This is a genomic window from Nonomuraea sp. NPDC003707, assembly GCF_053587055.1.
The window spans coordinates 81,498-107,266 of sequence record NZ_JBSFNK010000041.1 but is presented as its reverse complement, the minus strand read 5'-3'; the positions used below and the strand labels follow the sequence as shown (position 1 = coordinate 107,266).

General features: G+C 71.3%; 23 protein-coding genes. 14 read left to right on the top strand and 9 right to left on the bottom strand.

Features of this window, described 5'->3' with window-relative positions:
- Both ACWDRB_RS56755 and ACWDRB_RS56750 read left to right on the top strand, forming a co-directional pair.
- Positions 1-201, top strand: a 201-nt coding sequence (locus tag ACWDRB_RS56755) for a hypothetical protein (protein ID WP_449909357.1), incomplete at its 5' end; no start/stop codon positions are given.
- 11 nt (positions 202-212) lie between these two features.
- Positions 213-3,473, top strand: coding sequence for a DUF2961 domain-containing protein (locus tag ACWDRB_RS56750; RefSeq protein WP_449909354.1), 3,261 nt, complete (start codon positions 213-215; stop codon positions 3,471-3,473).
- Between the two features lie 6 nt (positions 3,474-3,479).
- Here the strand turns inward: ACWDRB_RS56750 and ACWDRB_RS56745 are convergent, their stop codons facing one another.
- Positions 3,480-4,337 (bottom strand): helix-turn-helix transcriptional regulator, encoded by an 858-nt coding sequence (locus ACWDRB_RS56745; RefSeq protein ID WP_449909351.1) that lies wholly within the window; start codon positions 4,335-4,337, stop codon positions 3,480-3,482.
- An 84-nt stretch (positions 4,338-4,421) separates the two neighbouring features.
- On the opposite strand from ACWDRB_RS56745, the gene ACWDRB_RS56740 reads away from it, so the two are divergent.
- Positions 4,422-5,264 carry an NAD(P)H-binding protein gene (locus tag ACWDRB_RS56740; protein ID WP_449909348.1) on the top strand — a complete coding sequence of 281 codons (843 nt, stop codon included), beginning with the start codon at positions 4,422-4,424 and terminating at the stop codon, positions 5,262-5,264.
- Positions 5,265-5,273: 9 nt separating this feature from the next.
- On the opposite strand, the gene ACWDRB_RS56735 is transcribed toward ACWDRB_RS56740, so the two are convergent.
- A complete protein-coding gene (locus ACWDRB_RS56735; RefSeq protein WP_449909345.1) occupies positions 5,274-6,614 on the bottom strand; it encodes a serine hydrolase in 1,341 nt (446 codons plus the stop codon).
- Positions 6,615-6,748: 134 nt separating this feature from the next.
- On the opposite strand from ACWDRB_RS56735, the gene ACWDRB_RS56730 reads away from it, so the two are divergent.
- The 3 genes from ACWDRB_RS56730 to ACWDRB_RS56720 are packed head-to-tail and all read left to right on the top strand — an operon-like array spanning position 6,749 to position 10,032.
- A complete protein-coding gene (locus ACWDRB_RS56730) occupies positions 6,749-8,500 on the top strand; it encodes a sensor histidine kinase (RefSeq protein ID WP_449909342.1) in 1,752 nt (583 codons plus the stop codon).
- Positions 8,493-9,167 carry a response regulator transcription factor gene (locus ACWDRB_RS56725; RefSeq protein WP_363968002.1) on the top strand — a complete coding sequence of 225 codons (675 nt, stop codon included), beginning with the start codon at positions 8,493-8,495 and terminating at the stop codon, positions 9,165-9,167. The genes ACWDRB_RS56730 and ACWDRB_RS56725 overlap by 8 nt, the downstream gene beginning before the upstream one ends.
- A gap of 37 nt (positions 9,168-9,204) precedes the next feature.
- Positions 9,205-10,032, top strand: a complete 828-nt coding sequence (locus tag ACWDRB_RS56720; RefSeq protein WP_449909339.1) for an alpha/beta fold hydrolase — start codon at positions 9,205-9,207, stop codon at positions 10,030-10,032.
- A gap of 60 nt (positions 10,033-10,092) precedes the next feature.
- Here the strand turns inward: ACWDRB_RS56720 and ACWDRB_RS56715 are convergent, their stop codons facing one another.
- Positions 10,093-11,277 (bottom strand): NAD(P)/FAD-dependent oxidoreductase, encoded by a 1,185-nt coding sequence (locus ACWDRB_RS56715; RefSeq protein WP_449909336.1) that lies wholly within the window; start codon positions 11,275-11,277, stop codon positions 10,093-10,095.
- Positions 11,274-11,474, bottom strand: coding sequence for a ferredoxin (locus ACWDRB_RS56710; RefSeq protein WP_350741946.1), 201 nt, complete (start codon positions 11,472-11,474; stop codon positions 11,274-11,276). Before ACWDRB_RS56710 ends, ACWDRB_RS56715 begins: the two co-directional genes overlap by 4 nt.
- A 194-nt stretch (positions 11,475-11,668) precedes the next feature.
- Here ACWDRB_RS56710 and ACWDRB_RS56705 point away from each other — a divergent pair, with 194 nt between their 5' ends.
- From ACWDRB_RS56705 to ACWDRB_RS56675, 7 genes are all read left to right on the top strand, one after another.
- The gene (locus tag ACWDRB_RS56705) at positions 11,669-12,319 is read left to right on the top strand and encodes a TetR/AcrR family transcriptional regulator (RefSeq protein ID WP_397367745.1); all 651 of its coding nucleotides are present in this window, start codon (positions 11,669-11,671) and stop codon (positions 12,317-12,319) included.
- 122 nt (positions 12,320-12,441) lie between these two features.
- On the top strand, positions 12,442-13,077 hold the full coding sequence (locus ACWDRB_RS56700) for a TetR/AcrR family transcriptional regulator (protein WP_449909365.1): 636 nt from the start codon (positions 12,442-12,444) through the stop codon (positions 13,075-13,077).
- A gap of 30 nt (positions 13,078-13,107) precedes the next feature.
- Positions 13,108-14,319, top strand: coding sequence for a cytochrome P450 (locus tag ACWDRB_RS56695; protein ID WP_449909332.1), 1,212 nt, complete (start codon positions 13,108-13,110; stop codon positions 14,317-14,319).
- A 544-nt stretch (positions 14,320-14,863) separates the two neighbouring features.
- Complete coding sequence (locus tag ACWDRB_RS56690; protein WP_449909329.1) at positions 14,864-16,009, top strand: epoxide hydrolase family protein; 1,146 nt, start codon at positions 14,864-14,866, stop codon at positions 16,007-16,009.
- A gap of 349 nt (positions 16,010-16,358) precedes the next feature.
- Positions 16,359-17,816, top strand: a complete 1,458-nt coding sequence (locus ACWDRB_RS56685; protein ID WP_449909326.1) for a sulfatase family protein — start codon at positions 16,359-16,361, stop codon at positions 17,814-17,816.
- A complete protein-coding gene (locus ACWDRB_RS56680) occupies positions 17,809-18,513 on the top strand; it encodes a TetR/AcrR family transcriptional regulator (protein ID WP_449909323.1) in 705 nt (234 codons plus the stop codon). The genes ACWDRB_RS56685 and ACWDRB_RS56680 overlap by 8 nt, the downstream gene beginning before the upstream one ends.
- A 47-nt stretch (positions 18,514-18,560) precedes the next feature.
- Positions 18,561-20,132 carry an arylsulfatase gene (locus ACWDRB_RS56675; protein WP_449909320.1) on the top strand — a complete coding sequence of 524 codons (1,572 nt, stop codon included), beginning with the start codon at positions 18,561-18,563 and terminating at the stop codon, positions 20,130-20,132.
- Between the two features lie 12 nt (positions 20,133-20,144).
- On the opposite strand, the gene ACWDRB_RS56670 is transcribed toward ACWDRB_RS56675, so the two are convergent.
- Positions 20,145-21,098 carry an AraC family transcriptional regulator gene (locus ACWDRB_RS56670; RefSeq protein ID WP_449909317.1) on the bottom strand — a complete coding sequence of 318 codons (954 nt, stop codon included), beginning with the start codon at positions 21,096-21,098 and terminating at the stop codon, positions 20,145-20,147.
- 246 nt (positions 21,099-21,344) lie between these two features.
- On the opposite strand from ACWDRB_RS56670, the gene ACWDRB_RS56665 reads away from it, so the two are divergent.
- The gene (locus tag ACWDRB_RS56665; RefSeq protein ID WP_449909314.1) at positions 21,345-21,989 is read left to right on the top strand and encodes a TetR/AcrR family transcriptional regulator; all 645 of its coding nucleotides are present in this window, start codon (positions 21,345-21,347) and stop codon (positions 21,987-21,989) included.
- Here ACWDRB_RS56665 and ACWDRB_RS56660 read toward each other — a convergent pair.
- The 4 genes from ACWDRB_RS56660 to paaE are packed head-to-tail and all read right to left on the bottom strand — an operon-like array spanning position 21,977 to position 25,768.
- Complete coding sequence (locus ACWDRB_RS56660) at positions 21,977-22,798, bottom strand: 3-hydroxyacyl-CoA dehydrogenase family protein (RefSeq protein WP_449909312.1); 822 nt, start codon at positions 22,796-22,798, stop codon at positions 21,977-21,979. The genes ACWDRB_RS56665 and ACWDRB_RS56660 overlap by 13 nt on opposite strands.
- Positions 22,795-23,526 carry an enoyl-CoA hydratase/isomerase family protein gene (locus ACWDRB_RS56655; protein WP_449909309.1) on the bottom strand — a complete coding sequence of 244 codons (732 nt, stop codon included), beginning with the start codon at positions 23,524-23,526 and terminating at the stop codon, positions 22,795-22,797. The genes ACWDRB_RS56660 and ACWDRB_RS56655 overlap by 4 nt, the downstream gene beginning before the upstream one ends.
- Positions 23,523-24,701: a thiolase family protein gene (locus ACWDRB_RS56650; protein WP_449909306.1), complete on the bottom strand. Its 1,179-nt coding sequence runs from the start codon at positions 24,699-24,701 to the stop codon at positions 23,523-23,525. The genes ACWDRB_RS56655 and ACWDRB_RS56650 overlap by 4 nt, the downstream gene beginning before the upstream one ends.
- Positions 24,702-24,712: 11 nt before the next feature.
- Positions 24,713-25,768, bottom strand: a complete 1,056-nt coding sequence (paaE, locus tag ACWDRB_RS56645) for a 1,2-phenylacetyl-CoA epoxidase subunit PaaE (RefSeq protein WP_449909303.1) — start codon at positions 25,766-25,768, stop codon at positions 24,713-24,715.
- Position 25,769: the final 1 nt, after the last annotated feature.

Below are 25,769 nucleotides of genomic sequence, written 5' to 3'. Positions count from 1 at the left end.
AAGTGGAACGACTGGTTCGCTCCGAACGGCGAGTTCCCCTACACCGGTGATTTCGACGGCGATGGCAAGGACGACATCGTCACCTTCACCAAGGGTTCCACGAACGACGTCTTCGTCGGCCTGTCGAACGGCACTTCGGCCTTCGGCGCCGGGGTCAAGTGGCACGACTTCTTCGGCCTCAACGGCGAGACCACCCTGTGAAAGGCACGCGGATGATGCGGAAGCTGCTCGCCGCGCTGGCGACGAGCCTGCTTCTCGTGGCCGCCCCCGTCGCCGTGACAGCGCAGCCCGCTGTCGCGGCGGCGGGGGCCGACAAAGGGCCGATCGGCTGGGACGTCTTCCGGCGCCTCGACCGGCTCCCGTACCTGAGTCCCGGTACCCAGACCCGGCAGTTCTCCAGCTTCGACCGGGCCGGCGCCAACTTCCAGGACGGGTTCGGCGGCGTGTACTCCTGCCTGCGCACCTCGGGAAGCCAGTGCGTGATCGCCGAGGACACGGGCGCCGGCGAGATCTCCTCGATCTGGTTCACCAGGGACGGCGGCGACGTGTCGGCCACCGGCACGATCACCATCGAGCTCGACGGCGCCGTGGTGGTCAGCGCGCCGCTGCAGAGCCTGGTCAACGGGCAGGTCGGCGGGCCGTTCGTCTTCCCGCTGGTGGCCAACGCCGACCAGAGCTCGGGCGGCGTCTACATCAAGGTGCCGATGCCGTACCGCCAGTCCATGCGGGTGTACACGCAGCACAACCCGCTCTTCTACCACGTCACCTACCGCCACTTCCCCGACGCGGAAGGCGTGCGGCGGTTCGACCCCGCAGAGAACGCCTCCGACGTCGTCAACCTGCTGAAGGCGTCCGGCACCCGCGACCCCAAGCCGGCCCGGCCCGGCGCGCAGACCGTCACCCAGAAGGCGAGCCTGACGGCGGGGCAGCAGCGCGAGTTCGCCCGGGTGACCGGCTCCGGCGCGATCTCCGCGCTGCGGGTGCGGGTCCCGGACGCGTCGGACACCGACGACACCCTGGCCGGGCTGCGGCTGCGGCTCGACTTCGACGGCCGGACCACCGTCGACTCTCCGGTCGGCGAGTTCTTCGGCGCCGGACTGGGCGAGCACCCGGTCAAGTCGCTGCTGTTCGCCGTGGACACCGCGGGCGGCGGCTGGTACACGACGTGGTGGCCGATGCCGTACCGGTCCGAGGCCAGGGTGAGCCTGGTCAACGGCGCCGGGCGCACGCTGGACGACCTGGAGGTGCAGGTCACCTCCGCGGCCGACGCCTCCTGGGCGGACGCGCTCACGCCGGGCGGCCAGGCCGGCTACTTCACCACCGAGTCGCGGCGCGGCTCGGCCGTCCGTGACTCCGACTGGCTGTTCTCCGACCGCACGGGACGGGGCAAGTTCGTCGGCGTCTCGCACACCATGACCGGGCTCATCTCCGAAGGTCTCACGCGGGAGTACCTGGAGGGCGACGAGCGCGCCTACGTGGACGGCGCACTGACGCCGCAGCTCCACGGCTCCGGGACCGAGGACTTCTACGAGTCCGGCTGGTACTTCAACCGCGGTGAGTTCAACGATCCGCTGGCCGGCAACCCGGCGCACGAGAAGGCCGGCGGCGGCTGCCCGTACGAATGCGACGCCGCGTACCGGCTCATGCTCTCCGACGGCGTGGAGTTCTCCTCCGCGCTCAGGTTCGGCATCGAGCACGGCCCGCAGAACGACAAGCCCGCCACGTACGGCTCCACCGCGTTCCTCTACACGCAGCCCACCTTCGGCACGCACCGCACGAGCGTCCTCGACGTCGGCGACGCGGCCGGCAGGGCCGCGCACGACTACCGGGAGAGCGGGGCCGCCACCCAGGCCACGCTCGCCTCGGTGTACGAGGGGGACGAGGACCACCAGACCGTGCGCGGGGTGACGCGGTCCACGTCGAGCCCCGTGTCGTTCCAGCTCGGCGTGGACGCCGGCAACGCGGGCGTGCTGCTGCGGCGCACCTCCGACCAGGCTGCCGCCGGCCAGGCGGCCCGGGTCCTGGTGGACGGGGTGGACGTCGGCGAGTGGCGGCAGCCGCTCGGCAACGGCACCCAGCGCTGGCTGGCGGACGCGTTCGCGCTGCCGGTGAGCGCCACCGCGGGCAAGTCCTCCATCAGGGTCGAGCTGCGACCCACGGCCGGCGCGCCTCCGTGGACCGCCGCCCGGTACGCCGCCGACAGCCTCGTCCCCGCGCAGCACGCCGACGACCGGGCGCCCTCGGGGAGTGAGGGGCCGTCCCTGGTCGGCGGCGACAGGCACGCGCTGCACCTCACGTGGCGCGAGCCGGACGACGACCTCGGCATCCGCGAATACCGCGTGTACGGCTCCACCTCGCCGTCCGCGCAGAACACGCTGCTCGGCACCACCCGCGCGCCCGGCTTCACCCACGGCCCGCTGGCCGCCGGCGCGACCTGGTACTACCGGGTGGAGGCGGTGGACCTGTCAGGCCGTACGGCCTCCGCCGGGCCGGTCGTCTCCGGCCGCACCGGCACGCCCACCCGCACCGACCTCGACAAGGACGGGCGGGACGACGTGCTGACCTTCACCCGGGGGAGCACCGGCGACGTGTACGCCTCGCTCTCCGACGGGACGAGGTTCGTGCAGGACGGGTGGAAGTGGCATGACTCGTTCGCCGTCGGCCAGGAGATCGCCCTGACGGGTGACTTCGACGGCGACGGCCGCGACGACGCGGCGACGTTCACCCGGGGGAGCGCCGCCGACGTCTTCGTGTCGCTGTCGGACGGCACGAAACTCGTCCAGAACGGCTGGAAGTGGCACGACTACTTCGCCGCCGGCACGGAGATCCCCGCCGTGGGCGACTTCGACGGCGACGGCCGCGACGATATCGCGACCTTCACCCGGGGCGACTCGGGTGACGTCTGGGTGGCCCTGTCGACCGGGTCCGGGTTCGGGGCGTCGCGCAAGTGGCACGACCGCTTCGTGATCGGCGACGAGCTCCCGGCCGTGGGCGACTTCGACGGCGACGGCCGGGACGACGTCGCGGCCTTCACCCGGGGCACGTCCGCCGACGTGTTCGTGGCGCTGTCCAGCGGCAGCGTCTTCCGGCACGACGGGTGGCGCTGGCACGGCAACTTCGCCGTCGGCTCCGAGACGCCCGCCGTCGGCGACTTCAACGGCGACGGGCGCGACGACATCGCGACCTTCACCGGCGGCGCGGCGGCCGACGTCTTCGTGTCGCTGTCCGACGGCGGGAGGTTCGTGGAGAACGCCTGGAAGTGGCACGACAACTTCGCGGGCGGCGACCAGGTCCCGGGCGTCGGCGACGTCAACGCCGACGGCAAGGCCGACGTGATCGCCTTCACGCGGGGCGACGCCGCGGACGTGTTCGTGGCCACCTCGGAGACCGGCCGTTTCCAGCCGGCGCCGATCAAGTGGCACGACCACTTCGCCGCCGGCACGGAGTGGCCGCAACCGAGCCAGATCGGCTGACCTGCCTCACGGCACCCGAGCCCGCTCCCGTCCCTCCGGGAGCGGGCTCATCGAGCTACCGTCGCTGAGTGCTCGCAGGCGCTGGAGCCCGCGGTGTGATGGCGAGCCCGGGGCGGCGGTGTAGAGGACGATGCGATGTTCCCCGCCGGGCAGGGGCAGGACGTCGCAATCGAGCTCCATCACGCCCACCACCGGGTGCATGGCTCGCTTCGTCACGGTTCGCTGCACTTCGATGTCCTGCGCCGCCCACAGCTCGGCGAACAGCGGGCTGGCCGCCGTCAGCTCGTCCACGATCTCCCGTACGTTTGGATCGTCCGGGTAGCGGCCGCTGGCCCGCAGATCGGCGACGGCCTGGCGGGCATGGTCGGCGTGATCACTCAGCAGGGCGGGAGCGCCGCCGAACAGCCAGCGCAGCGTGTTGCGCCGGCGGGGCGGTCTGGCCGCCGGGTCGCCGATGAGCGCGACCAGCATCCGGTTCCAGGCGAGCAGGTCCCAGCAGACGTTGACGATCACGGCGGGAAACTCCTCGAAGCGATCCAGCAGGCGCAGCGCGTGCTCGGGAACCTCCGGCGCGGAGCCGGTCCGGACCGGGGCCTGGCCGCCCATCCGCAGCAGGTAGTCGTGCTCGTCGCCGGTCAGCCGCAGCGTGCGGCTCAGCGCGGCGAGCACCTGCGCGGACGGCTGCGGCCCGCGGCCCTGCTCCAGCCGGATGTAGTAGTCGACCGAGATCCCGGCCAGCAGCGCGACCTCCTCGCGGCGCAGGCCCGGCGTCTGGCGCCGGCGGCCGGGCGCCAGCCCCGCCTCTTCCGGCCTGACCCGCTCGCGCCTGCTCCGCAGAAAACTGCCCAGCTCGTCCTTGTTCATCGTCTTCCATCATGGCCTGGTATCACGAGTCCCAGGCCCACGGGGGCCTACCCGCCGTCCCGGCCGCGCGGCCAACCTGGTGACATGACGATTCTGGTGACCGGGGCGCGCGGGCACGTCGCGCGCGGCCTCGTACAGCGACTTCTCGCCGCGGGACAGCCCGTCCGCGCGGCCGGCCGGAACCCGGGCGCGGCCCGCCTGCCCGCCGGGGTGGAAACGGTGCTCTGCGACCTCGCCGACCCGGGCACGTTCGACGCCGCGCTCGCCGGCGTCACCAAGGTCTTCCTGTACGCCGAGCGACGCGGCCTGGACGACTTCGTCACCCGCGCCGCGACCGCCGGGGTGGAGCACATCGTCCTGCTGTCCGCGCTGCTCGCCGACCCCGCCTCGACCGACGCGATCGGCCGCATGCACGGCGACGCCGAGCAGGCCGTGGCCCGCTCGGGAATCGCCTGGACGTTCCTGCGCCCGGGCGCCTTCGCCACCAACACGCTCCAGTGGGCGCCGTCGGTCCGGGCCGAGGGGGTGGTCCGCGACCCGTTCCCGGACTCGCGCTCGGCCCCTGTGCACGAGGCGGACATCGCGGCGGTCGCCGCCCTCGCCCTGACCGAGCCGGGACACGAAGGTGCGACCTACCCGCTGACCGGGCCGGAGCTGGTCAGCCGCAGCCGCCAGGCCGAGCTGATCGGGGAGGCCGTCGGCCGTCCGGTCCGCTTCGTCGTCCAGGATCTGGAGGAGTACCGCGCGGAGCTGAGCGCCTGGACGACGCCCCAGGTCGCCGACGTGGTGATCAAGGAGTCGGCCGCCGCCGTCGACCGGCCCCTGCCCCCCACGGACACGGTCGAGAAGGTCACCGGCCGGCCCGCCCGCACGTACGGCGAGTGGGCCCGCGACCACGCCGAGGACTTCCGCGACGAGCCCTCGTGATCGCGGCCTTCAGGAGCCCTTGACCAGCGCGAACGCGCCACGGGTCAGCCCCAGCTGCTCCGAGAGCGCCCGCGCCTGGTCGAACGGGGTCTTCGGATCGATCGCCAGGGTCGTCACCACGAACGACCTCCCGTCCGCCGTCCTGGCGAGGTATCCCAGATCGCTCACCCCGGGCTCCGACCCGCCCTTGAACCAGACCGACGGCCACTTGGCCCTGTCCAGCGCGAGCCCCGCGTCGTCGATCGACAGGGCCTCGCCGACGTGCTTGTCGGGCAGCTTCGACAGCCGGGCGAAGGCCTGGCACACCTGGGCGGGGGAGGCGTACCACTCGATCGTGTCCAGCCCGCGCGGCGCGGTCCACCCGGCGACGCGGGACAGCGGCACCTTGGCGACCACCTTGTCCAGGTAGGCCCGCTTCCCGGCCGTTCCCAGCGAGAGGTACTTCTTGGCGTGCCGCGGGTAGCCGGCGCCCTTGAGCACGAACATCTCCCGCGTGGTGAGCCAGGGCGTGTCGCGCCGGTCGCGGACACCCCAGGCCCGCGCGGTACGCTCGACGTTCTTGCGGCCGGCCCGGTGGATGAGCAGGTCGGCGGCGGTGTTGTCGCTGATGGAGATCATCAGCTTGGCGGCCTCCAGCACTGACACCTTGCTGTTGTCCGGGCGGTTCTGCAGCTCGCCCGACCCCAGGCTCTTCAGCTCCGGCGTGATCGTGAGCCGGGTGTCCCACCCGAACGCCCCGCTCGCGATGCGTTCGGCCACGGCCCCCAGCACGTAGAGCTTGAACATGGAGCCGAGCGGGCGCGCCGTGCCGGGGGCGACGGAGTGCACGGGGCGGCAGGCCCCGTCCTTGGCCACCTCGGCGGCGATGAAGCCGGCCTGCGGCGCGAGCCTGCTCAGCCGCTGGTCCAGCTCCGCCCAGTCCTTGGGCGCGGGGGAGACCTGCGGCCGGAACAGCAGTCCGCTGATGAGGCCGGCGCCGTCCGTCGTGAGCGACAGGTCGAACAGGACGCCGGCGGCCTCGACCGTGGCGACGAGCAGGGCGCTCTCCGACCTGGTGAGCTCCTGGAGCCGCATGCCCTTGAAGCCGGTCAGGGTCTGGTTCAGCCGGTCGGCGGGGACGCTCTGGAGGAACTCGGCGGCGAAGTGCTGCCTCAGCTCGCTCTCCGGGATCGGCGGGCGCGTGGCGGCGTCGAGCAGCCAGCGCAACTGCCGGCCCGCGGGCGTGTCGGGGATCTCGGGCGCGGCGACGGCGGCTGCCTGCACGGGCGCGGTCCGGCCCACGCAGACCGCCGTCATCGTGGCCGCGACGGCTGCCGCCGTCAGAAAGCGGACGGGCTTGTTGTTTCTCATGGTGCTCAGGCAATCGCGGCGGGGTCGCGGCGGGCCACCATGGGAGCCACCGTTCTGGCTGGTGGGGATGGCCGTACGAAATATGCGGATAACCTCATAGCCCTCTCGCCGATCACCCACGACGATGGGGGCTTATGGGTTCGAGGCTGGTGGCCGGGATACTGGCGACGGGCGCGGCCGCCGGCATCGTGGCCAACGTGATCATCACGAGCCGCATCACGGCGAGCCGCGGCGTCCCCCTCCCGGTGACCGAATGGGTGTTCATGGCGGTGGCGCTGCTCATGCCCGCGCTGGGCTGGTTGCTGGCCACCCGGCGTCCCGAGCTGCGGTACGGCTGGCTGCTCCTGCTCTGCGCGCTCTTCCTGGGCGTCGGCCTGACCGGCGCGGGGTTGGCGATCACGGGCGCGGTGCCGCTCTGGCTGTCCGCCCCGCTCTCCTCCGTCCTCGCTGTCTTCTACGGCCTGAACTGGATCTTCGTCCCGCTGCTCTTCCCCGAAGGACGGCTGCCCTCGCGCCGCTGGCGCGCGTTCGCGTGGATCTCCGGCATCGCGATCGCCCTGCACGCCGTGGGGAACACGCTGAGCGGCGGCGCCGCGCGCGAGCCGACGCGGGTCCTGGAGTCGACGCTCACCCTGGTCGGGCTCTTGATGTCGGCCGCCGGCCAGCTCACCACGTGGATCATGGCGGCGATCGGGTTCTGCGGGCTCGTGCTCCGCCGGCGGCGCAGCGCGCGGGTCGAGCGGCGGCAGTACACCTGGATGGTCGGGGGCGTGGCCGTGAGCCTGCTGGGCGGCGTCGCCCAGATGGTGTTCCTCACGAGGCTGCCGATGCTCGCGCTGCTCGGGATGGTGGCCATGACGGGGGCGCTGCCCGTCGCGATCGGGGTCACCGTGGTCCGCCACCGGCTGCTCGACATCGGGATCGGCATCCGGGGCTCCCGCCTGCACCTGATCTTCGACGTACGGCCGACGGTGGACGAGGTGCTGTCCGACCTCGGCACCGCGCTGGAGGACGCGCCCGAGCCCGCGGAGCAGCTCGGCCGGGTGGCCGCGGCCGTGCGCACCGCGTTGGAGGCCACCTGGGCGGCCGTGACGCTGGCGGACGGCACCCGCGTGGTCGCCGGCCGGCAGGAGGGCCCGGCGACGCTGACGGTGCCGGTGCACGGAGGGCTCGGCCGGATCGAGTGCGGCCCCCGAGGCGTCGGCGGGCTGACGCGCGTGGACCGGCGGCTCCTGGAGGCGCTGGCCGTGCCGGCCGGGCTGGCCATCCAGAGCGCCGGCCTGGCCACCCGCCTGGTCAACGCCCAGGAGGCGGAACGCCGGCGCATCGAACGCAACATCCACGACGGCGTACAGCAGCAGCTCGTCGCGCTCATCGCCGGTCTGGAGCTGGCCCGCTCCACCGGCGCGAGCCCCGACATGCTCGCCCACCTGCGCGAACAGGCCCGCCAGACGCTCGCCGACCTGCGCGAGCTGGCGGCCGGCATCCACCCGTCGGCCCTCAGCCAGGGCGGCCTGGTGGAGGCGGTGGAGGAACGCTGCTCCCGCCTGCCTGTGCACACGACGGTGGCCTCGGACCCCGGACTGCGAACCAGGCGGTTCAAGGACGAGGTCGAGGGCGCGATGTACTTCACCGTCAACGAGGCCCTCGCCAACGCGCTCAAACACGCGGGTGCCGCCACCATAGAGGTGGGCCTGTCGCACGCGGGCGGCCGCCTGCGCGCCACGGTCGCCGACGACGGCAAGGGCTTCGACCCGGGGGCCACCGCCCGCAGGGGGCTGGCCACGCTGTCTGACCGGCTGGACGCGCTCGGCGGCGGGCTCGACCTCGACAGCTCGCCGGGAAAGGGGACACGGGTGAAGGCGTGGGTGCCGGTCGATGGGTGAGCGGATCCGTACGGTGGTCGCCGACGACCACTACCTCGTACGCGAAGGAACCCGCCAATTGCTCGACATGTCGGGCGAGATCACGGTCGTCGGCGCGGTCGGCAACGCCGACGAACTCCTCGACGCCGTCCGCCGCCTCGGCCCCGACGTCGTGGTCACCGACATCCGGATGCCGGGCGGCGACTGGCGGCCCGGCTTCGAGGGCATCGACGCCGCCCACCGCATCAGGACCGCGCATCCGGGGGTGGGGGTCGTGGTGCTGTCGCAGTTCGCGGACGCGTTGTTCGCGTTCGAGCTGTTCAAGCACGGCACCGAAGGCTACGCCTACCTGCTCAAGGACCGGGTCGGGGACCTGGACGAGCTGCTGGGGGCCATCAGGGCGGTGGCCTGCGGCGGCTCCGTCATCGACCCGAAGGTCGTGGAGGGCCTGCTGGCCAGGCGCGACGTCCGCGGCCAGCAGGAGGCGCTGACCGGCCGCGAACGCGACGTGCTCCGGGAGATGGCGCGCGGCCGCTCGAACTCGGCCATCGCCAGGGCGCTTCATCTGTCGATCTCGTCGGTGGAGAAGAACGTCAACGCCATCTTCACGAAACTGGGGCTGGAGAACAGCGGGGACGTGCACCGGAGGGTGGCGGCGGTCCTCGCCTACCTGGGCCCCGATCGATAGGCGCTACACGCCCGACCGCTGACTACCATGGGTAGTCATGGAGTTGACGGAGCGATTCGAGTGGTGTGGGAGGCGGATCGCCTGGGGGCGCGCGGGCGCCGGTCCGGCGGTGGTGTTCTGTCATGGCACGCCGTTCTCGTCGGCGTTGTGGCAGCCGTTCGCGGAGGCCCTGAGCCGCGACTTCACCGTCTACCTGTGGGACATGCCCGGATACGGCCGTTCGTCCAAGCATGCCGAGCATCCCGTGGACTTCGGCGCGCAGGCCGATGCGTTCGCGGCGCTGCTCGCGCACTGGGGGCTGGAGCGGCCGCACGTGATCGCCCACGACTTCGGCGGTGCGGTGTCGCTGCGCACGCACCTCATCCTGGGCGTCGGCTACGCCTCGCTCATGCTCGTCGACGTCGTGGCCATCCCGCCCAGCGGCTCACCCTTCTTCAGGTTCGTGCAGGACCATCCTGACGTCCTGGGACAGCTGCCGGCGTACATCCACACCGCCATCGTGCGCGCCTACATTCAGGGCGCGAGCCACCGCGGCCTGCGCGAGGACGATCTCGACGCCCTCGTGCGGCCGTGGACGGGGGAGGACGGCCAGCCCGCCTTCTACCGGCAGATCGCCCACTATGACGAGCGCTTCCTCGAAGAGAACGAGGAACGGCTGGGCCGCATCAGCATCCCCGTACGGATCCTGTGGGGCTCCTGTGACGCGTGGATCCCCACCGAGATCGGCCGGCGGTTGCAGGGCCTGATCCCCGCCGCGGAGCTCTCGCTGATCGCCGCCGCCGGTCACCTGGTCCACCACGACGCGCCCGTCCCGCTCATGGACGAGATCCGCGCCTGGCTCACCCGGCATGAATCTACAATGTAAAGGCGCCGGGGTCGGAAGCCGCGGCCACGCCGGTCTCTCAAGGTGACCGCGGCCTGCCGGTCAGGCCGATCCAGCGAGCAGGGAAGTCGCGGTGAGCTCCTGCCGGTGCTGACGCGCCTGTTTGGGCATGTTCCAGCCGAGTACGGCGGTGGCCCGGCCGTCGTGGCGGTAGACGGCGACGAAGCGGCGTTCGGCCACGGAGCCTTCCGCGATGGACACCTCGGCGTCGGGTGACGGCATCCCGTGTACGTGGATCTTGGCGTCGAACTGGTCGGTCCAGAAGTAGGGGATCGGGGTGTAGGGCCGGTCGTCGCCGAGGAGGTTGCCGGCGACGGCGATCGCCTGTTCGGTGGCGTTGGTCCGGTTCTCCAGCCGGAGCGACCTGCCCAGGGTCTCGTGGTGCCAGCGGGCGACGTCGCCGACCGCGTACACGCCTTCCGCCGCGCGGCAGCGGGAGTCGCACACCAGCCCGTTGTCCAGGTCGAGCCCGCTGCCGGCGAGCCAGTCCGTGGCCGGGGTGGCGCCGAACGCGACCACGACGACGTCGGCCGGCAGCACGTCGCCGGTCTCCAGGCGTACCCCGGTGACGTGGCCGTGCCGTTCGGTCAGGCCGCTGACGGCGGCGCCGAGCCGCAGCTCGACCCCGTGCTCGGTGTGCAGGTCGGCGAGCAGCCCGGCGGCCGGTTGGCCGAGCTGGCAGGCCAGCGGCGCCGGTTGAGGGCCTGCCAGGGTGACGTTCACGCCCATGCCGCACGCGGTGGCGGCGATCTCGGCGCCGAGCACGCCGTCCCCGACGACCACCAGGCGCGTGCAGGACAGCAGGTCGGCCCGCAGCGCCAGCGCGTCGTCGAGGGTGCGCAGCACGTGGACGCCGGCCAGCCCGGCCTGGTCCGGCAGTGTGCGGGGGCGCAGTCCGGTGGCGACCACCACCGCGTCCGCGCTCAGAACGCGTCCCGATGCCGTGCGCACGGTACGGGAGGAGACGTCCAGCCCGGTCGCCGGGTCGCCGGGCACGAACTCCGCGTTCAACGCGGACAGCGTGGCCGGGGGCCGCAGCTGGGCTCGCTCGGGTTCCCAGCTGCCGGACAGGATCTGCTTGGACAGCGGTGGCCGGTCGTAGGGCAGGTGGGGTTCGGCGCCCAGCACGGTCACCCGGCCTTCGTATCCCTTGCGGCGCAGGGCTTCCACGGTGGCCAGGCCGGCGGCGGAGGCGCCGGCCACGAGCACGTGGCCGGGGGTGCTCATGCGTCCTCGCTCACGAAGATCGCCGCTCCGGGGCAGACGTCGGCGGCCTCGCGGACGACGGGGTGGAGCTCCGCGGGCGGCCGCTCGTTGAGCAGGATCACGATCCCGTCGTCGTCTCGCTGGTCGAACACGTCCGGTGCGACGAGCACGCACGTGCCGGCGCCGCAGCACTTGTCCTGGTCAATGGTGACTTTCATGGTTTCGTCTTCCTTCAGGGGGATGGGTCAGGCGGCCTTTGGGTTGGGTCATCGGTGGCGCCGGGACGGCGCTGGAGGAGCCTTCCGCCACGAGATGGGTAAGTCAGTCGCTTGATTTAATTAAATCATATGATTGAGTTGGGTGGATGTGAGGTTCCCTACGATGCGGTGAAGGCCACAGGGAGGAGAGGGTGATGGCGGGCGGGACTGCGCGGCCCGAGCGGGGGAGCGCGACGCGGGAGGTGATCCTGGCCACCGCGGAGCGGCTGTTCGCCGAGCACGGGGTGCACGCGGTGTCCAACCGCCAGATCAGCGAGGCCGCGGGTCAGGGCAACAGCGCCGCGGTGGGCTACCACTTCGGCACGAAGGCCGACCTGGTACGCGCCATCGCGCGCAGGCACGCCGACGAGATGGAGCAGCTGCGGGTGTGGATGGTCGCCGACGCCGCGGGCTCGACGGACGTGCGTGACTGGGTGGCCTGCTTGGTGCGCCCGTTCACCCGGCATCTGGAAGCGCAGGGCAGCCCCACCTGGTACGCCCGGTTCCGCGCGCAGGTGATGGCCGATCCGGCGCTCTACCAGATCACGGTCGAGGAATCGCTGCCGTCGCCCTCGCTGCGGCTGCTCGTGGACGGCCTGAACCGGTGCCTGAGCGACCTGCCGGCCACCGTGCAGAAGGAGCGCTGGGCCATGGCGCGTCACGTGATCGTGCACATGTGCGTCGAACGGGAACGCGCCCTCGCCGAGGGCGCCACCACCCTCCAGCCCAGCTGGGACGACCTCGCCTCCAGCCTGATCGACGCGATCGTCGGCCTGTGGCAGGCCCCGGTGACGCCTCGCCCGTAAGCCGGGGCCTCCCCGTCGTCCTGCATCACATAGTGAATCACGTGATTGACTAGATTAAATCATGTGATTCACTATGTGCCACGGACAGGCCGCCGAGCAGAGGAACGGTCGTGGGCAAGGCGATGCGGCAGGAACGCGGCAGTGCGACGCGTGACGTGATCCTGGCCACGGCGGAGCGGTTGTTCGCCGAACGCGGGATCCACGCGGTGTCCAACCGTCAAATCAGCGAGACGGCGGGTCAGGGCAACAGCGCCGCCGTGGGCTACCACTTCGGAGCCAAAGCCGACCTGGTACGCGCCATCGCGCGCAAGCACACCGGCGAGATGGAGCAGCTGAGGGTGACCATGGTCGCCGACGCCGCCGGCTCGACGGACGTGCGCGACTGGGTGGCCTGCCTGGTGCGCCCGCTCACCGGGCATCTGGCTGCCCTGGGCAGCCCCACCTGGTACGCGCGGTTCTGCGTCCAGGTGACCAGCGACCCCGCCCTCCACCAGATCATGATGGAAGAGGCGCTCACGTCCGCCTCGCTGCGGATGCTCGTGGGCGGCCTGCACCGGTGCCTGCCCGGCCTGCCGCCCTTCGTGCGTGACGAACGATCCGTCATGGCACGTCACCTGATCGCGCAGATGTGCGTCGAGCGGGAACGCGCCCTCGCCGAGGGCACTCCCACCCTCCATCCGAGCTGGGACGACCTCGCCGCCAGCCTGATCGACGCGATCGCCGGACTCTGGCGGGCCCCCGTGACCGGCCTGCCGTAAGCGAAAGATTCATGGAAAGGACCGACTCCTATGACGACCGAAAGCCTGGCCGAGGTGCCGGAGTTCCCGATGTCGCGGGAGGCCCGCTGCCCGTTCGACCCGGCCCCGGGCCTGTACGCCCAGCGCGAGCAGGGCCCGCTGACCAGGGTCCGGCTCTGGGACGGCAGCACCCCCTGGCTGGTCACCGGCTACGCCGAACAGCGCGCCGTGCTGGCGGACCCCAGAGTCAGCGCCGATCTCAGCAACCCCGGCTACCCCGCCACGGTGCCGCTGCCCGCCGGTGGCGTGAAGCGCAGCTTCATCGGGATGGACGACCCGGAGCACGCCCGGCTGCGCCGGATGGTCACCGCGCCGTTCGCCGTCAAGCGCATCGAGGCCATGCGCCCGTCCGTGCAGAAGATCGTGGACGACCTCATCGATGATCTGCTGGCCGGCCCGAAGCCGGTGGACCTGGTGGAGGCGTTCGCCCTGCCGGTGCCGTCGCTGGTGATCTGCGAGCTGCTCGGAGTCCCGTACGCCGACCACGACTTCTTCCAGGACACCAGCAAGACCATCATCAACCGGACCTCGACCCCCGAGGAGCGGCAGGCGGGCCACCAGGCGCTGCACGCGTACCTGGACGGCCTGGTCGGCGAGAAGCTCGCCAACCCCGGCGACGACCTGCTGTCCGGGCTGGCCGAACGGGTCAAGGCCGGCGAGCTGGCCCAGGACGAGGCCGCCCGGATGGGCGCGCTGATGCTGATCGCCGGCCACGAGACCACCGCCAACATGATCGCCCTGGGCACTCTCACGCTGCTGCAGCACCCCGGCCAGCTGGCCCTGCTGCGCGACGGCGACGACCCGAAGCTCGTCGCCTCCACCGTGGAAGAGCTGCTGCGCTACCTGAACATCGTCCACAACGGGCGGCTGCGCGTCGCGACGGAGGACTTCGAGGTCGCCGGGCAGACCGTGCGCGCCGGTGAAGGACTGATCATGGTCAACGAGATGGGCAACCGCGATCCCGAGGCGTTCCCCGACCCCGACGAGCTGGACATCCGGCGCGACGCGCGCCGCCACGTGGCCTTCGGCTTCGGGGTCCACCAGTGCCTCGGCCAGCCGCTGGCCCGCATGGAACTGCAGGTGGTCTACGGCACCCTCTACCGGCGCATTCCGACCTTGAAACTGGCCACCGAGCTGGACCGGGTGCCGTTCAAGCACAACGGGCTGGTCTACGGCGTCTTCGAGCTCCCCGTCACCTGGTGACCCGGCAACGGTAGGAGCAGCCGCCGGTGCCTATCCGGTGAACGAATCGGCATGAGCGCTATGTGGATAGTGGGAGCTCGTGCAACGCTCATAGGCTCGCATGGCCAGAAAGCATCGGCATCTCCGGCCCTGCGAAAGGAAACTGAACGTGAATCGTGTCCTGCTTGTCTTGGCCGCGACATTTGCCATGGGGGTGGGAGGCGTCGTGGTCGCCGCATCGCCGGCCGTGGCCGCCGGTCCGGAGTCGGGTAACGGCGCTGTCCCGAGGACGGTCGTGGGTGACGAGAGCGACAGCGTCCGCATCACGGGAGAAACCCCCACTCCATGAATTCAGGCGGCACCGCGCGCATTTCTCCGGGGCAAGCGCGGGAGTCGCGTACTTTCTTGATGAAACCAGCGCGCCGGTGCGCACGGCGGCTGCTCGACCCCAGGCAGAGGGGCCAGTCGGAGGCATGAGCCCGTTCCCCGGGAATGGCGGTGAACCGCAAACAACGGTCCACCGCCTTTTTCATATAAGTATTCCGTTGCTGGAAGGAACAGTTCGATGATCAACCCGTTCCGCATTGACATCCCGCAGGACGAGCTGGATGACTTACGAGACCGGCTCGCCCGTACCCGCTGGAGCGGCGAGATCGGCGGCCAAGGCTGGAGCCGCGGCGTCCCGACCGGCTACCTGCAGCAGCTCGCCGCCTACTGGGCCGACGGCTACGACTGGCGCAAGCACGAGGCCAGGCTGAACGACCTGCCCCAGTTCACCACCGACATCGACGGGCAGACCATCCATTTCGCGCACATTCGCTCTCCCGAGGCCGACGCCACCCCGCTGATGCTCGTCCACGGCTGGCCCGGCTCGATCGCCGAGTTCCTGGACGTCGTCGGCCCCCTGACCGACCCGCGCTCTTACGGCGGCGACCCTGCCGACGCCTTCCACCTGGTGATCCCCTCTCTGCCCGGGTTCGGCTTCTCCGTTCCGCTGCGCGAGGCGGGCTGGACGCACGGCCGCATCGCCGGCGCTTTCACCGAGCTGATGAACCGGCTCGGCTACTCCCGCTACGGCGTGCAGGGCGGCGACGTCGGCGCCTTCGTCGCTCCGGAAATGGGCCGCCAAGATGCCGAGCGCGTCCTCGGCGTGCACGTCAACGCTCTGGTCACCTTCCCGATCGGGGCCGACGGTGAGATGGACGGCCTGACCACGTCCGAACAGGAGCGGCTGGCGCGCCTGGAGCACTGGCAGCAGGAACAGAGCGGCTACGACAAGATTCAAGGCACCCGTCCGCAGACCCTGGGGCACGGCCTGAACGACTCCCCGGCCGGCCAGCTCGCCTGGATCGCCGAGAAGTTCAAGGAATGGACCGACAGCGCCGCGGACCTGCCCGAAGACGCCGTCGGCCGCGACGCCCTCCTCACCGACGTCAGCATCTACTGGTTCACGCAGACCGGCGCCTCTTCGGCCCACCTCTACTACGAGGCCCACCACGACCCCTCGGCCTGGGCGCCGCGCGACCCCGGGACCGTGCCCACCGGCGTGGCGGTCTCCCTCACCCAGGACGTCGCCATCCGTCGATTCGCGGAACGCGATCACACCATCGTGCATTGGACCGAATTCGAGCGCGGCGGACACTTCCTGGCCCTGGAACAGCCCGGCCCGTTCGTCGGCGACGTGCGCGAGTTCTTCCGCTCCCTGCGCTGACCGTTCACACCGCCGCCACACACCGATAGCGGCGGTCCGAGGCCGACCTTGACCGGTGCCGGCCGGCACGCTGTTGCCGACCGGCCCACAGCATCCACCGCCATTCGGCCTCCGGCCGTCCACGCGCCTCGCTCGGCGGTCCACCGGATCCTGCGACTCGGGTGCCACCGGAGGTATGGCCCCTAATTTTTTTTGTCGCGCTAACCTACCGAGTACTCGGTTAGTTAGGTATGGTCCCGTTACATTCCGCGAGGTGCTCGTCGCGCCTGGGGAACGACGAGAACGCGAGGAACGATCGCCATGCCTGCTGGACCTAGCCCCCCACCCGTCGAACTCTCAAGTAGGTGTGATGCCGAAACAACCGAACGTGCTCCTGATCGTGGCGGACCAGCACCGCTACGACTGGATCGAGGGAACGGGCGACCTGCCGGTACGCACGCCCCACCTGCGGAGACTGGCCGAGCGCGGCATGACGTTCCGCCGCGCCGTGACTCCCGCGCCGCTGTGCGCACCGGCGCGGGCCTGCCTGGCCACCGGTCTGGACTACGACTCCGGCCCGGTGCCGAGCAACTTCCACGACCTGCCGCCGGAGACGCGTACCTATTTCCGGACGCTCCGGGACGAGGCCGGGTACCACGTGGCGGGCGTCGGGAAGTTCGACCTGCACAAGGCGACGTTCGACTGGAATCTCGACGGCTCGCGGTGCCTGCGCGAGTGGGGTCTGGACGGTGGCATCGACAACGAGGGCAAATTCGACTCGCTCTGGTCGGGGCGTACCGGACCCAAAGGGCCGTACATGAACCATCTGTACGGACGCGGGGTCGCGGACCTGCACCTGCGGGACTTCGAACGCAGACGGCACGAGCCCTACTTCGACGTCGAGCCCAGCCCGCTGCCGGAGGACGCCTACCTGGACAACTGGATCGCGCGCAACGCCCGCGACGTCCTGTCGAGCTGCCCTCAGGGGCGGCCCTGGCACGTGGTGGTGAACTTCGCCGGCCCGCACGATCCGATGGACGTGCCGCCAGGGCTGATCGACAGGTGGCGGGACGTCGAGTTCCAGGTTCCGGCCGGCCAGGATCCGGCCGATCCCCGCCACCAGGAGGTGCGGCGCCGCTACGCGGCCATGATCGAGAACATCGACGGTCACGTCGGCGGGCTGCTCGACCTGATCGCGGAACGGGGCGAACTGGAGAACACGGTGGTCGTCTACACCAGCGACCATGGCGAGATGCTCGGTGACCAGGGCATCTGGGGCAAGCAGGTCGCCCTGGACCCGAGCATCCGCATCCCGATGATCATCGCCGGACCGGTCGTCAGGCACCCTGGCCTCACCAGCGACGCCCTGGTCTCGCTGGAGGACCTGGCCGCGACGTTCCTCGACGTCGCAGGGCTGGCGCCCGCGCAGTGGATGACCGCGCGGTCGCTGCTGCCCGTCGTGCGAGGGGAGACGCCCGAGCACCGCGACCATGTCGTGTCCGGGCTCGACCGGTCCGCCCGCGAGATCGAGCTCGCCCAGCGTCACTACGGGGACAACCGGTGGGTGGCCCTGCGACGCTGGCGTGCGGTCTCCACCAGGACGCGCAAGCTCGTGGTGAGCGCCGACCTGCCCGCGCCGGCCCTGTTCGACCTGGAGTCCGATCCGTACGAGACCACGGACCTGGCCGGTTCGGAACCGGCGACGGTGCGTGAGCTGCTGGCCTGCCTCGACGATGACCTCGTGGCCACGCTGCTCTGCCGGCGGGGGAGTTCGACCGCGTCCAGCCAGACAGCCAACCACGACGTACGGGAGAAGAGCGATGGATGACGGGGGCTCCGCACCACACGGAGGGACTCAGGACGGCGCCGCGGCGCCGAAGAGGCGACGCAGAAAGGTCGTCACGCGCCCGCACGGCGATCAACGCCGCCGCGAGATCCTCGACACGGCCGTCACCGTGTTCTCCGCCAACGGCTTCAATGCCGTGAGCCTGCGGGAAGTCGCCGACAAGGCCGACATCTCCCAGGCCGGTCTGCTGCATCACTTCCCCAACAAGGCCTCGCTCCTGATGGCCGTGCTGCAGGACCGCGAGGGCAGGAACCGGGAGGACGAGCGGCGCCGGCTGGCCGAGGGGGAGGACCGGATGGAGGTGTTCCTCCGCACCCTCGAGGACAACGAGCGCAACCCCGTGCTCGTCCAGCTCTTCGCCCTGCTGTCGGCGGAGGGGCTGAGCCTTGAGCACCCGTCCCACGAATGGTGGGTCGAGCGGTACCGGGCCATCGTGATCAACATGCAGGGGTGGCTCACCGAGGTGATCGACGAGCGCAACCTGCCTCCGGGGTTGACCACGGAGACGGTCGCGCGATGGCTCATCGCGCTCGCCGACGGGCTGCGCATCCAATGGCTGCTGGACCCCGACGCGGTGAGCCGGGCGGAGGCGGTCCGCCAGTTCGCCGACCTGCTGCGCTCACTGACCCGGCCGAACACGAACCCGGGCGGGCCGGCCGGCGAGACATCGGATACGTGAGCACAACCGGCACATCACACCCCTCCGACGGAAACGGAAAGGCCCGCATGCCCGCCCCCAACGTGATCGTGATCCTCGCCGACGACCTCGGCTATTCCGACCTCGGCAGCTTCGGTGGGGAGATCGACACTCCGAACCTCGACCGCCTCGCCCGCAGCGGCGTCCGGATGACGTCGTTCTACGTCACGCCGCGCTGCAGCCCCTCCCGCGCGGCCCTGCTGACCGGCCGGCACCCCCACTCCGTGGGAATCGGCGTCCTGACGCGCGACAACAGGCCGGCCGGCTACCGGGGCTCCCTGGACCAGAGCGTCCCGACCCTCGCGCAGAGGCTGAAAGACCAGGGTTACCGAACCGCGCTGGTCGGCAAATGGCACCTGTCGTCCGACACCACGACACCCAACGACACGTGGCCCACACGCCGCGGATTCGACGAGTTCTACGGCATCCTGCCCGGGTGCAGCAGCTACTACCAGCCGCCGCTCATGTCGGGCGAAGCGAGGGTGCCCGAGGCACACGCGGATCCGGACTACTACATCACCGACGACCTCAGCGAGCACGCCCGCGACTTCGTCGCCCGCGCCTCGGCCGGTGACACGCCGTTCTTCCTCTACCTGGCGTACACGGCTCCCCATTGGCCGTTGCACGCCCGCGAGCCCGACATCGCGAAATACCGCGAGCGCTACCGGGCCGGCTGGGACACGCTCCGCGCGGAACGCTTCCGGCGCCAGGCCGACCTCGGCGTCGCCGGCGTCGCGGAACTGCCCCCGCGGGACGAGGAGGTTCCACCGTGGGCCGACGTCGACGACCACGCCTGGCAGGTGGAGCGGATGGCCACGTACGCCGCCCAGGTCGAGGTGATGGACCGCGGCATCGGTCAGGTCCTCGACCAGCTCGAACGGTCAGGGACCCGCGAGAACACGATCGTGATGTTCCTCTCCGACAACGGCGGGTGCGCCGAGGAACTGCCGCACCGTCCCGGACAGCCGTACTTCGGCGAGGAGATCTGCCCCCGGCACACCCGGTTCGGCGAACCGGTCGAGGTGGGCAACACCCCCCGGATCATGCCCGGTCCCGAGCAGGGCTACATCAGCTACGGCCGAGGCTGGGCGAACCTGTCCAACACACCCTTCCGCCTCTACAAGCGCTGGGTCCACGAGGGCGGTGTCGCCTCCCCCTTCATCGTGTCGTGGCCGAGCGCCCTGCCCGCCGACCGGGTCGAACGGCGCCCCGGTCACCTGGTCGACCTGACCTCCACCATCGTGGAGGCGGCGTACGGCCACGCGGACACGGCGGGCCACAGCCTGTTGCCCGTGTGGCGGGGCGACGACCTTCCCGCCGCCGACGAACCCCGGACGTTGTGCTGGGAACACATCGGCAATGCCGCCGTACGACGGGGGCGCTGGAAGCTCGTACGCGAGTGGGGCGGCCCCTGGGAGCTGTACGACATCGAGGCCGACCGCGCCGAGAGCGAGGACCTCGCCCCGCGGGAGCCGTCGCTCGTCGCGGAGCTCGCAGCGGTCTGGGAACAATGGGCCAAGGACAACGCGGTCATCCCCTGGTCGGACGTGCTGGCCGACTTCCGCCGCCGGGGCCGGCCCGAGACCGAGGCGCTGGGGTAGGCGCCGACGGCCTCATCGGTGTCCTTGCCGGGTGCTGGACGGAAGCCGGCCGTAGGTCTGCCTGTACAGGGCCGCGAAGCGGCCGAGATGGGTGAATCCCCATCGCAGGGCCACCTCCGTGACGGTCGTCTGGCTGCCCGTGTCCGCGATGCGGACGAGATCGGCGTGTACGTGAGCCAACCGTACGGAACGGAGATAGGCCATCGGGGTGGTCTGCAGATGTTCACGGAAGCCGAGCTGGAGGGTACGGACGCTGACTCTGGCCGCGGCGGCGATGTCGCCGAGGCAGATCGCCTCGCCGGCGTGGTCTTCGCAGTAGCGGATGGCACGCCGGAGAGCGGCGGGGGTCCAGGGGGCAGCGGACTCGCAGAGTGCGTCCGAGTAGTTGTGCGGCTGGGAGGCGAGCAAGGTGTGCAGCAGAAACTGCTCGAAGTGATGCTCGGCCAGTTTCGAAGCCGCGAAGAGCAGCGTGCCGCCCGATGACACCATTCTGAGCGCGTGGCCGAGCGCGCCGGTGGCGTCCACCCCAGGCTCGAACCGCAGCCGCTCCTTGGGAGGATCGCCAAGATAGGCCTCGAGCGCCTCTTCCATGGCCGCCAACGGAACTTGCATCATCAACACCTCGTGGTCGAGGCTCCAACGCATGTCGATTTTCTGCTTGGGGCCGATGAGGGAGATCGGCGCGGTGACGTCCTGCCCGTTGAGCGTCACCCCGCCGGTTCCCCGCAACGGCATCATGACCGCATAGAAGTTGAACGACTCCGACGTTCCGACGCGAATCTCCGCCCCGTATGTCGCGGTGTGCAGAGCGATCTTTCCCTTGTGGAGAAGCTGGTATCGAGCGCCGCGCGGGTGCGGCTTGCCGATTTCGAGATAGTAAGGCGGGAAATGCTGCACCAGCAAATCGCGCAGCTGGTCGACATCTGCTGTGACAACCGGGTGGTTCATCGCGTTCAAGTCTTTCATTGGCGCTGATTCCCTTTCGCATTCAGCAGATTAACGACTGGATCGCGACGTTGTAAACGTAAATCCGAATGCTTTGAAGAATTTTCAAATCAATCGCTTTTTGGCGGGCCGCGGCTAAAATGCCCACGACGTGAGTTCTCCTCGCATTGGGCACCTCGGCCGTGTGACGGCACGCTGAGCGCGATGACCTGGACCCCACCCGCCGCGCGTGGAGGGGCGTCTGATCCGTCGTGAGATGCTGCATTCGTGACGACTCAGCCTGCCGAACCGGCCCCGCGCCGCGGGCGTGGCCGTCCCGGCCATGACCAGGCCGCGGTCCTGCGCGCCGCGGTGGAGCTGTTCAACCGCAAGGGGTACGACGCCACCAGCATGGGCGACCTGGCCAAGGAGCTGGGCCTGACCAAGCCGGCCATCTACCACCACGTCACCAGCAAGGAGCAACTGCTCGGCCAGGCCCTGGACGACGCGCTCGACGAGCTGACCGCCGTCGTGACCGAGGCCTCCAGGGACCAGGCCGGGACGAGCGCGTACGGACGGCTGCGCGAGGTGCTACGCCGCAGCGTCGAGGTGCTGGTGGCGCACCAGCCCTCGGTCACGCTCCTGCTGCGGGTGCGCGGCAACAGCGAGGTCGAGCTGGCGGCGCTGGAGCGGCGTCGCTGGCTCGACGACCGCCTGGCCGCGCTCGTCACCGACGCCGTCGCGGAAGGCGCGCTCCGCGACGACGTGCCGGCGACGCTGGTCAGCCGGCTGCTGTTCGGCATGGTGAACTCGCTGGTCGAGTGGTACCGGCCCGACGGCGCCTACGACCGGGCGATGGTCGCCGACGCCATCACCGCCATCGCCTTCGACGGCCTGGCCCGGCACGGGGCCGGGGGGTCTCACCAGGTGTAGAAGCCCTGGCCCGTCTTACGGCCGAGATGCCCGTCCGCGACCAGGTCGCGCAGGATCTGCGGCGGCACGAACCGGGGCCCCAGCTCGTGCGCCAGGTGCTCGGCGATCGCGAGCCGCACGTCCAGCCCCACCACGTCGGTGGTCCGCAGGGGCCCCATCGGGTGCCGGTAGCCGAGGGTCATCGCCGTGTCGATGTCGGCCGCGCTCGCGACGCCCTCCTCCAGCATCCGCATCGCCTCGAGCGCCAGGCAGACGCCCAGCCGGCTGCTGGCGAACCCCGGCGAGTCCGCAACCGTGATCGGCGTCTTGCCCAGCCCGGCCGCCCACTCCTGGGCCAGCGCCACGAGCGCCGGATCGGTACGCGGCCCGGTGACGATCTCGATGAGCGCGCTCACCGGGACGGGGTTGAAGAAGTGCAGCCCGAGGAAGCGCTCCGGCGCGGCCAGGCCGGCGGCCAGCGCGCCGATCGACAGGCTGCTGGTGTTCGAGGCCAGCACCGCGCCCGGCGCCACCTTCTCGACCAGGGCGAACACCTGGGTCTTGAGCGCCGCGTCCTCCGGGACCGCCTCGACGACGAGCTCGCACGGGCCCAGCTCGCCGGGGTCCGAAGTCGTCCGCAGCCGCGCGAGGGCGTCCGGGTCCGCGTTTCCCTTGGCCAGGCCGTCGCGCACCCGCCCCCTGGCCCGCTCGGCCGCCTCCGGTCCGTCCTCGACGACGATCACGTGGCTGCCCGAGGTCAGGAACGCCTGCGCGATCCCGGACCCCATCCGCCCGCCGCCGAAGACGCCGACCGTCCGTGGCAGGCTCATGAGCGCCGCTCCAGGAATGCCGTCATGCGCATGTGCTTCTCCTCCGTCTCGAACAGGACCGCCTGAGCCACGTCGTCCACGAACGGGTGCGCGCCCCGAGGGGCGTGGAAGACCGCCTTGGTCAGCCGGGTCGCCAGCGGCGCCCGCGCGGTGATCCGGTCGGCCAGCCGCTGCCCGGCCGCCAGCAGCTCCTCCGGCTCCACGACCTCGTTGAGCAGCCGTACGGCGTGCGCCTCCTCGGCCGTGAGCACCCGGCCCGCGAGCAGGATCTCCTTGGCCAGCGGCTCCCCGATCAGCTCGGCCAGCCGCCAGGCCGCCCCGGCCGCCGCCAGGATGCCGAGGCCCGTCTCCGGGTTGCCGATCCGCGTGTTCGGGGTGCCGATCCGGAAGTCGCAGGCGTAGGCCAGCTCGGCCCCGCCGCCCAGGGCGTACCCGTCGAGCAGGGCCACGGTCGGCATCGGCAGCCGGTGGATCCGGTCGAAGAGCTTGGAGTTGATGCCGCGCAGCGCGTCGTACAGGTCGCGTTCGCGCAGCTGGGCGATGTCCGCCCCGGCCGCGAACGTCGTACCCTCGCCGGTGAGCAGGACGACGCGCGGCTCCTCCTCGACGGCGGCGCACGCCTCGTGGAGCCTGGCGACCAGCTCGCGGTCGATCGCGTTGCGGACCTCGGGGCGGTTGAGCCGCCACACCACCCGGTTCTCGCCTTCCTCGACGATCAGGCTGGTCATGGGCGCTCCACCAGGAGAGCGCTGCCCTGGCCGACGCCGACGCACATGGTCGCCAGGCCGCGCCGGCCTCCGGAGCGTTCGAGCCGGCCGAGCAGGGTGACGAGGATCCGGGCGCCGGACGCGCCCAGCGGGTGCCCGAGGGCGATCGCGCCGCCGTCGGCGTTGACGCGGCCGAGGTCGAGCCCGAGATCCCGGACGCAGGCGAGCGACTGGGACGCGAACGCCTCGTTCAGCTCCACGGCGTCCAGGTCGCCGACGGCCCAGCCCGCGCGTTCGAGCGCCTTGCGGGTCGCCGGGACCGGGCCGACGCCCATGATCTCCGGCGCCACCCCGGCGTTCGCCGCCGCCACCAACCGCGCGCGGGGCGTCAGGCCGTGCCGTTCGAGGAAGCGGTCGCTGACCACGACGACGGCCGCGGCGCCGTCGTTCAGCGAGCTGGAGTTGCCCGCGGTGACGACCCCGTCGGGGCCGTTGACCGGGCGCAGCCGCGCCAGCCGCTCCAGGCTCGTGTCCGGCCGCGGCCCCTCGTCGGTGTCGACGACGCCCGCACCCGTGGGAACCGGGACGATCTCGCCGGTGAACCGGCCCTCCTTGATCGCCGTGACCGCCCGTTCGTGGGAGCGCAGCGCGTACGCGTCCAGCTCCGCACGGGTCAGCCCCCAGCGCCGCGCGACCGTCTCGGCCGTCTGCGGCATGGAGGCGGTGGTCGCGGCGTCGAAGCGGGGGTTGGTGAACCGCCAGCCGATCGAGGTGTCGAACGACGGCCCCGGCTTCGCGAACGCCTTGGCCGGCTTCTCGGTCACCCACGGAGCCCGGGTCATCGACTCCACCCCGCCCGCGACCACCACGTCCGCGTCCCCGGCGGCGATCAGGGCACGCGCGGTCGCCACCGCGGTCAGCCCCGAGGCGCAGAGCCGGTTGACGGTGAACCCGGGCACCGAGTCGGGCAGGCCCGCCAGCAGGAGGGCCATCCGGGCGACGTTCCGGTTGTCCTCGCCGGCCTGGTTGGCCGCGCCGAGCACCACCTCGTCCACGAGGTCCGGGGCGATCCCGGCGCGGGCGACGGCCTCGCCCACGACGAGGGCGGCCAGATCGTCGGGCCGGACGTGGGCGAGCGCGCCGCCGTAGCGGCCTATCGGCGTCCGCACGCCGGAGACGACGAAGGATTCGGGCATCAGTGGGCTCCTTATGCGTCGTAGTCGACGGTGACGCGCTCGCCGACCGGAAATGTCTGGCAGGTCAGGACGAATCCGGCGTCCACCTCGGCCTGTTCGAGGGCGTAGTTGCGGCGCATGTCCACCTCGCCCGACCGTACGACCGCGCGGCACGTCCCGCAGACGCCGCCCTTGCAGGCGAACGGCAGGTCCGCGCGCGCCGCCTGGGCGCCGTCGAGCAGCGTCGCGTCGCGGGAGACCGTCGAGGTCGTCCGCAGGCCGTCCAGCACCGTCGTCAGCTCGCTCGTCGCGCCGGGCGCGACCCCCTCCGCGGCCCGTCGCGGTCGCGGCGGCGGCTCGTCGACGTAGAACAGCTCGACGTGCACGCGGGAGGCGGGTACGCCCAGGTCGGCGAGCACCGTACGCGCTTCCTGGATCATCGCCAGCGGCCCGCAGAGCCAGATGTGGTCGAACACCTCGACCGGCACCACCTCGGTCAGCAGGCGGCGCAGCCGGTCGCCGTCGAGCCGCCCCGAGAACAGCTCGACGTCGCGCGGCTCCCGCGAGAGCGCGTGGACCACCTGGAGCCGGGGGCCGTAGCGGTTCTTCAGGTCGCCCAGCTCCTCGGCGAACATCACGGTCCGGCTGGTCCGGTTGCCGTACAGCAGCGACACCTGGGCTTCTGGATGGGTGAGCACGGTCGAGGCGAGCGACAGCATCGGGGTGATGCCCGACCCGGCGGCGACGCACAGGTGCCGCTCGCCCGTGGCGGGGTCGGCCCGCCAGGAGCCGGTCGGCGTCTGGACCTCGATCCGCGTCCCGGGCGCGACCTCGCGTACCAGCCAGGACGAGAACAACCCGCCCGGGATCTCGCGGACCCCGATCCGGGGCCGCGCGCCGGCCGGCGCGCAGATCGAGTACGACCGGCGCTCCTCCCGCCCGTCCACGACGCGGCGCAGGGTGAGCGACTGCCCGGCGCGGAAGGCGTACGCCTCGCGCAGCTCGGCCGGGACGGCGAACGTGATCGCCGCGGCGTCCTCGCACAGGCGGTCCACCGCCGACACGGTGAGCGGGTGGAAAGCGGCCATG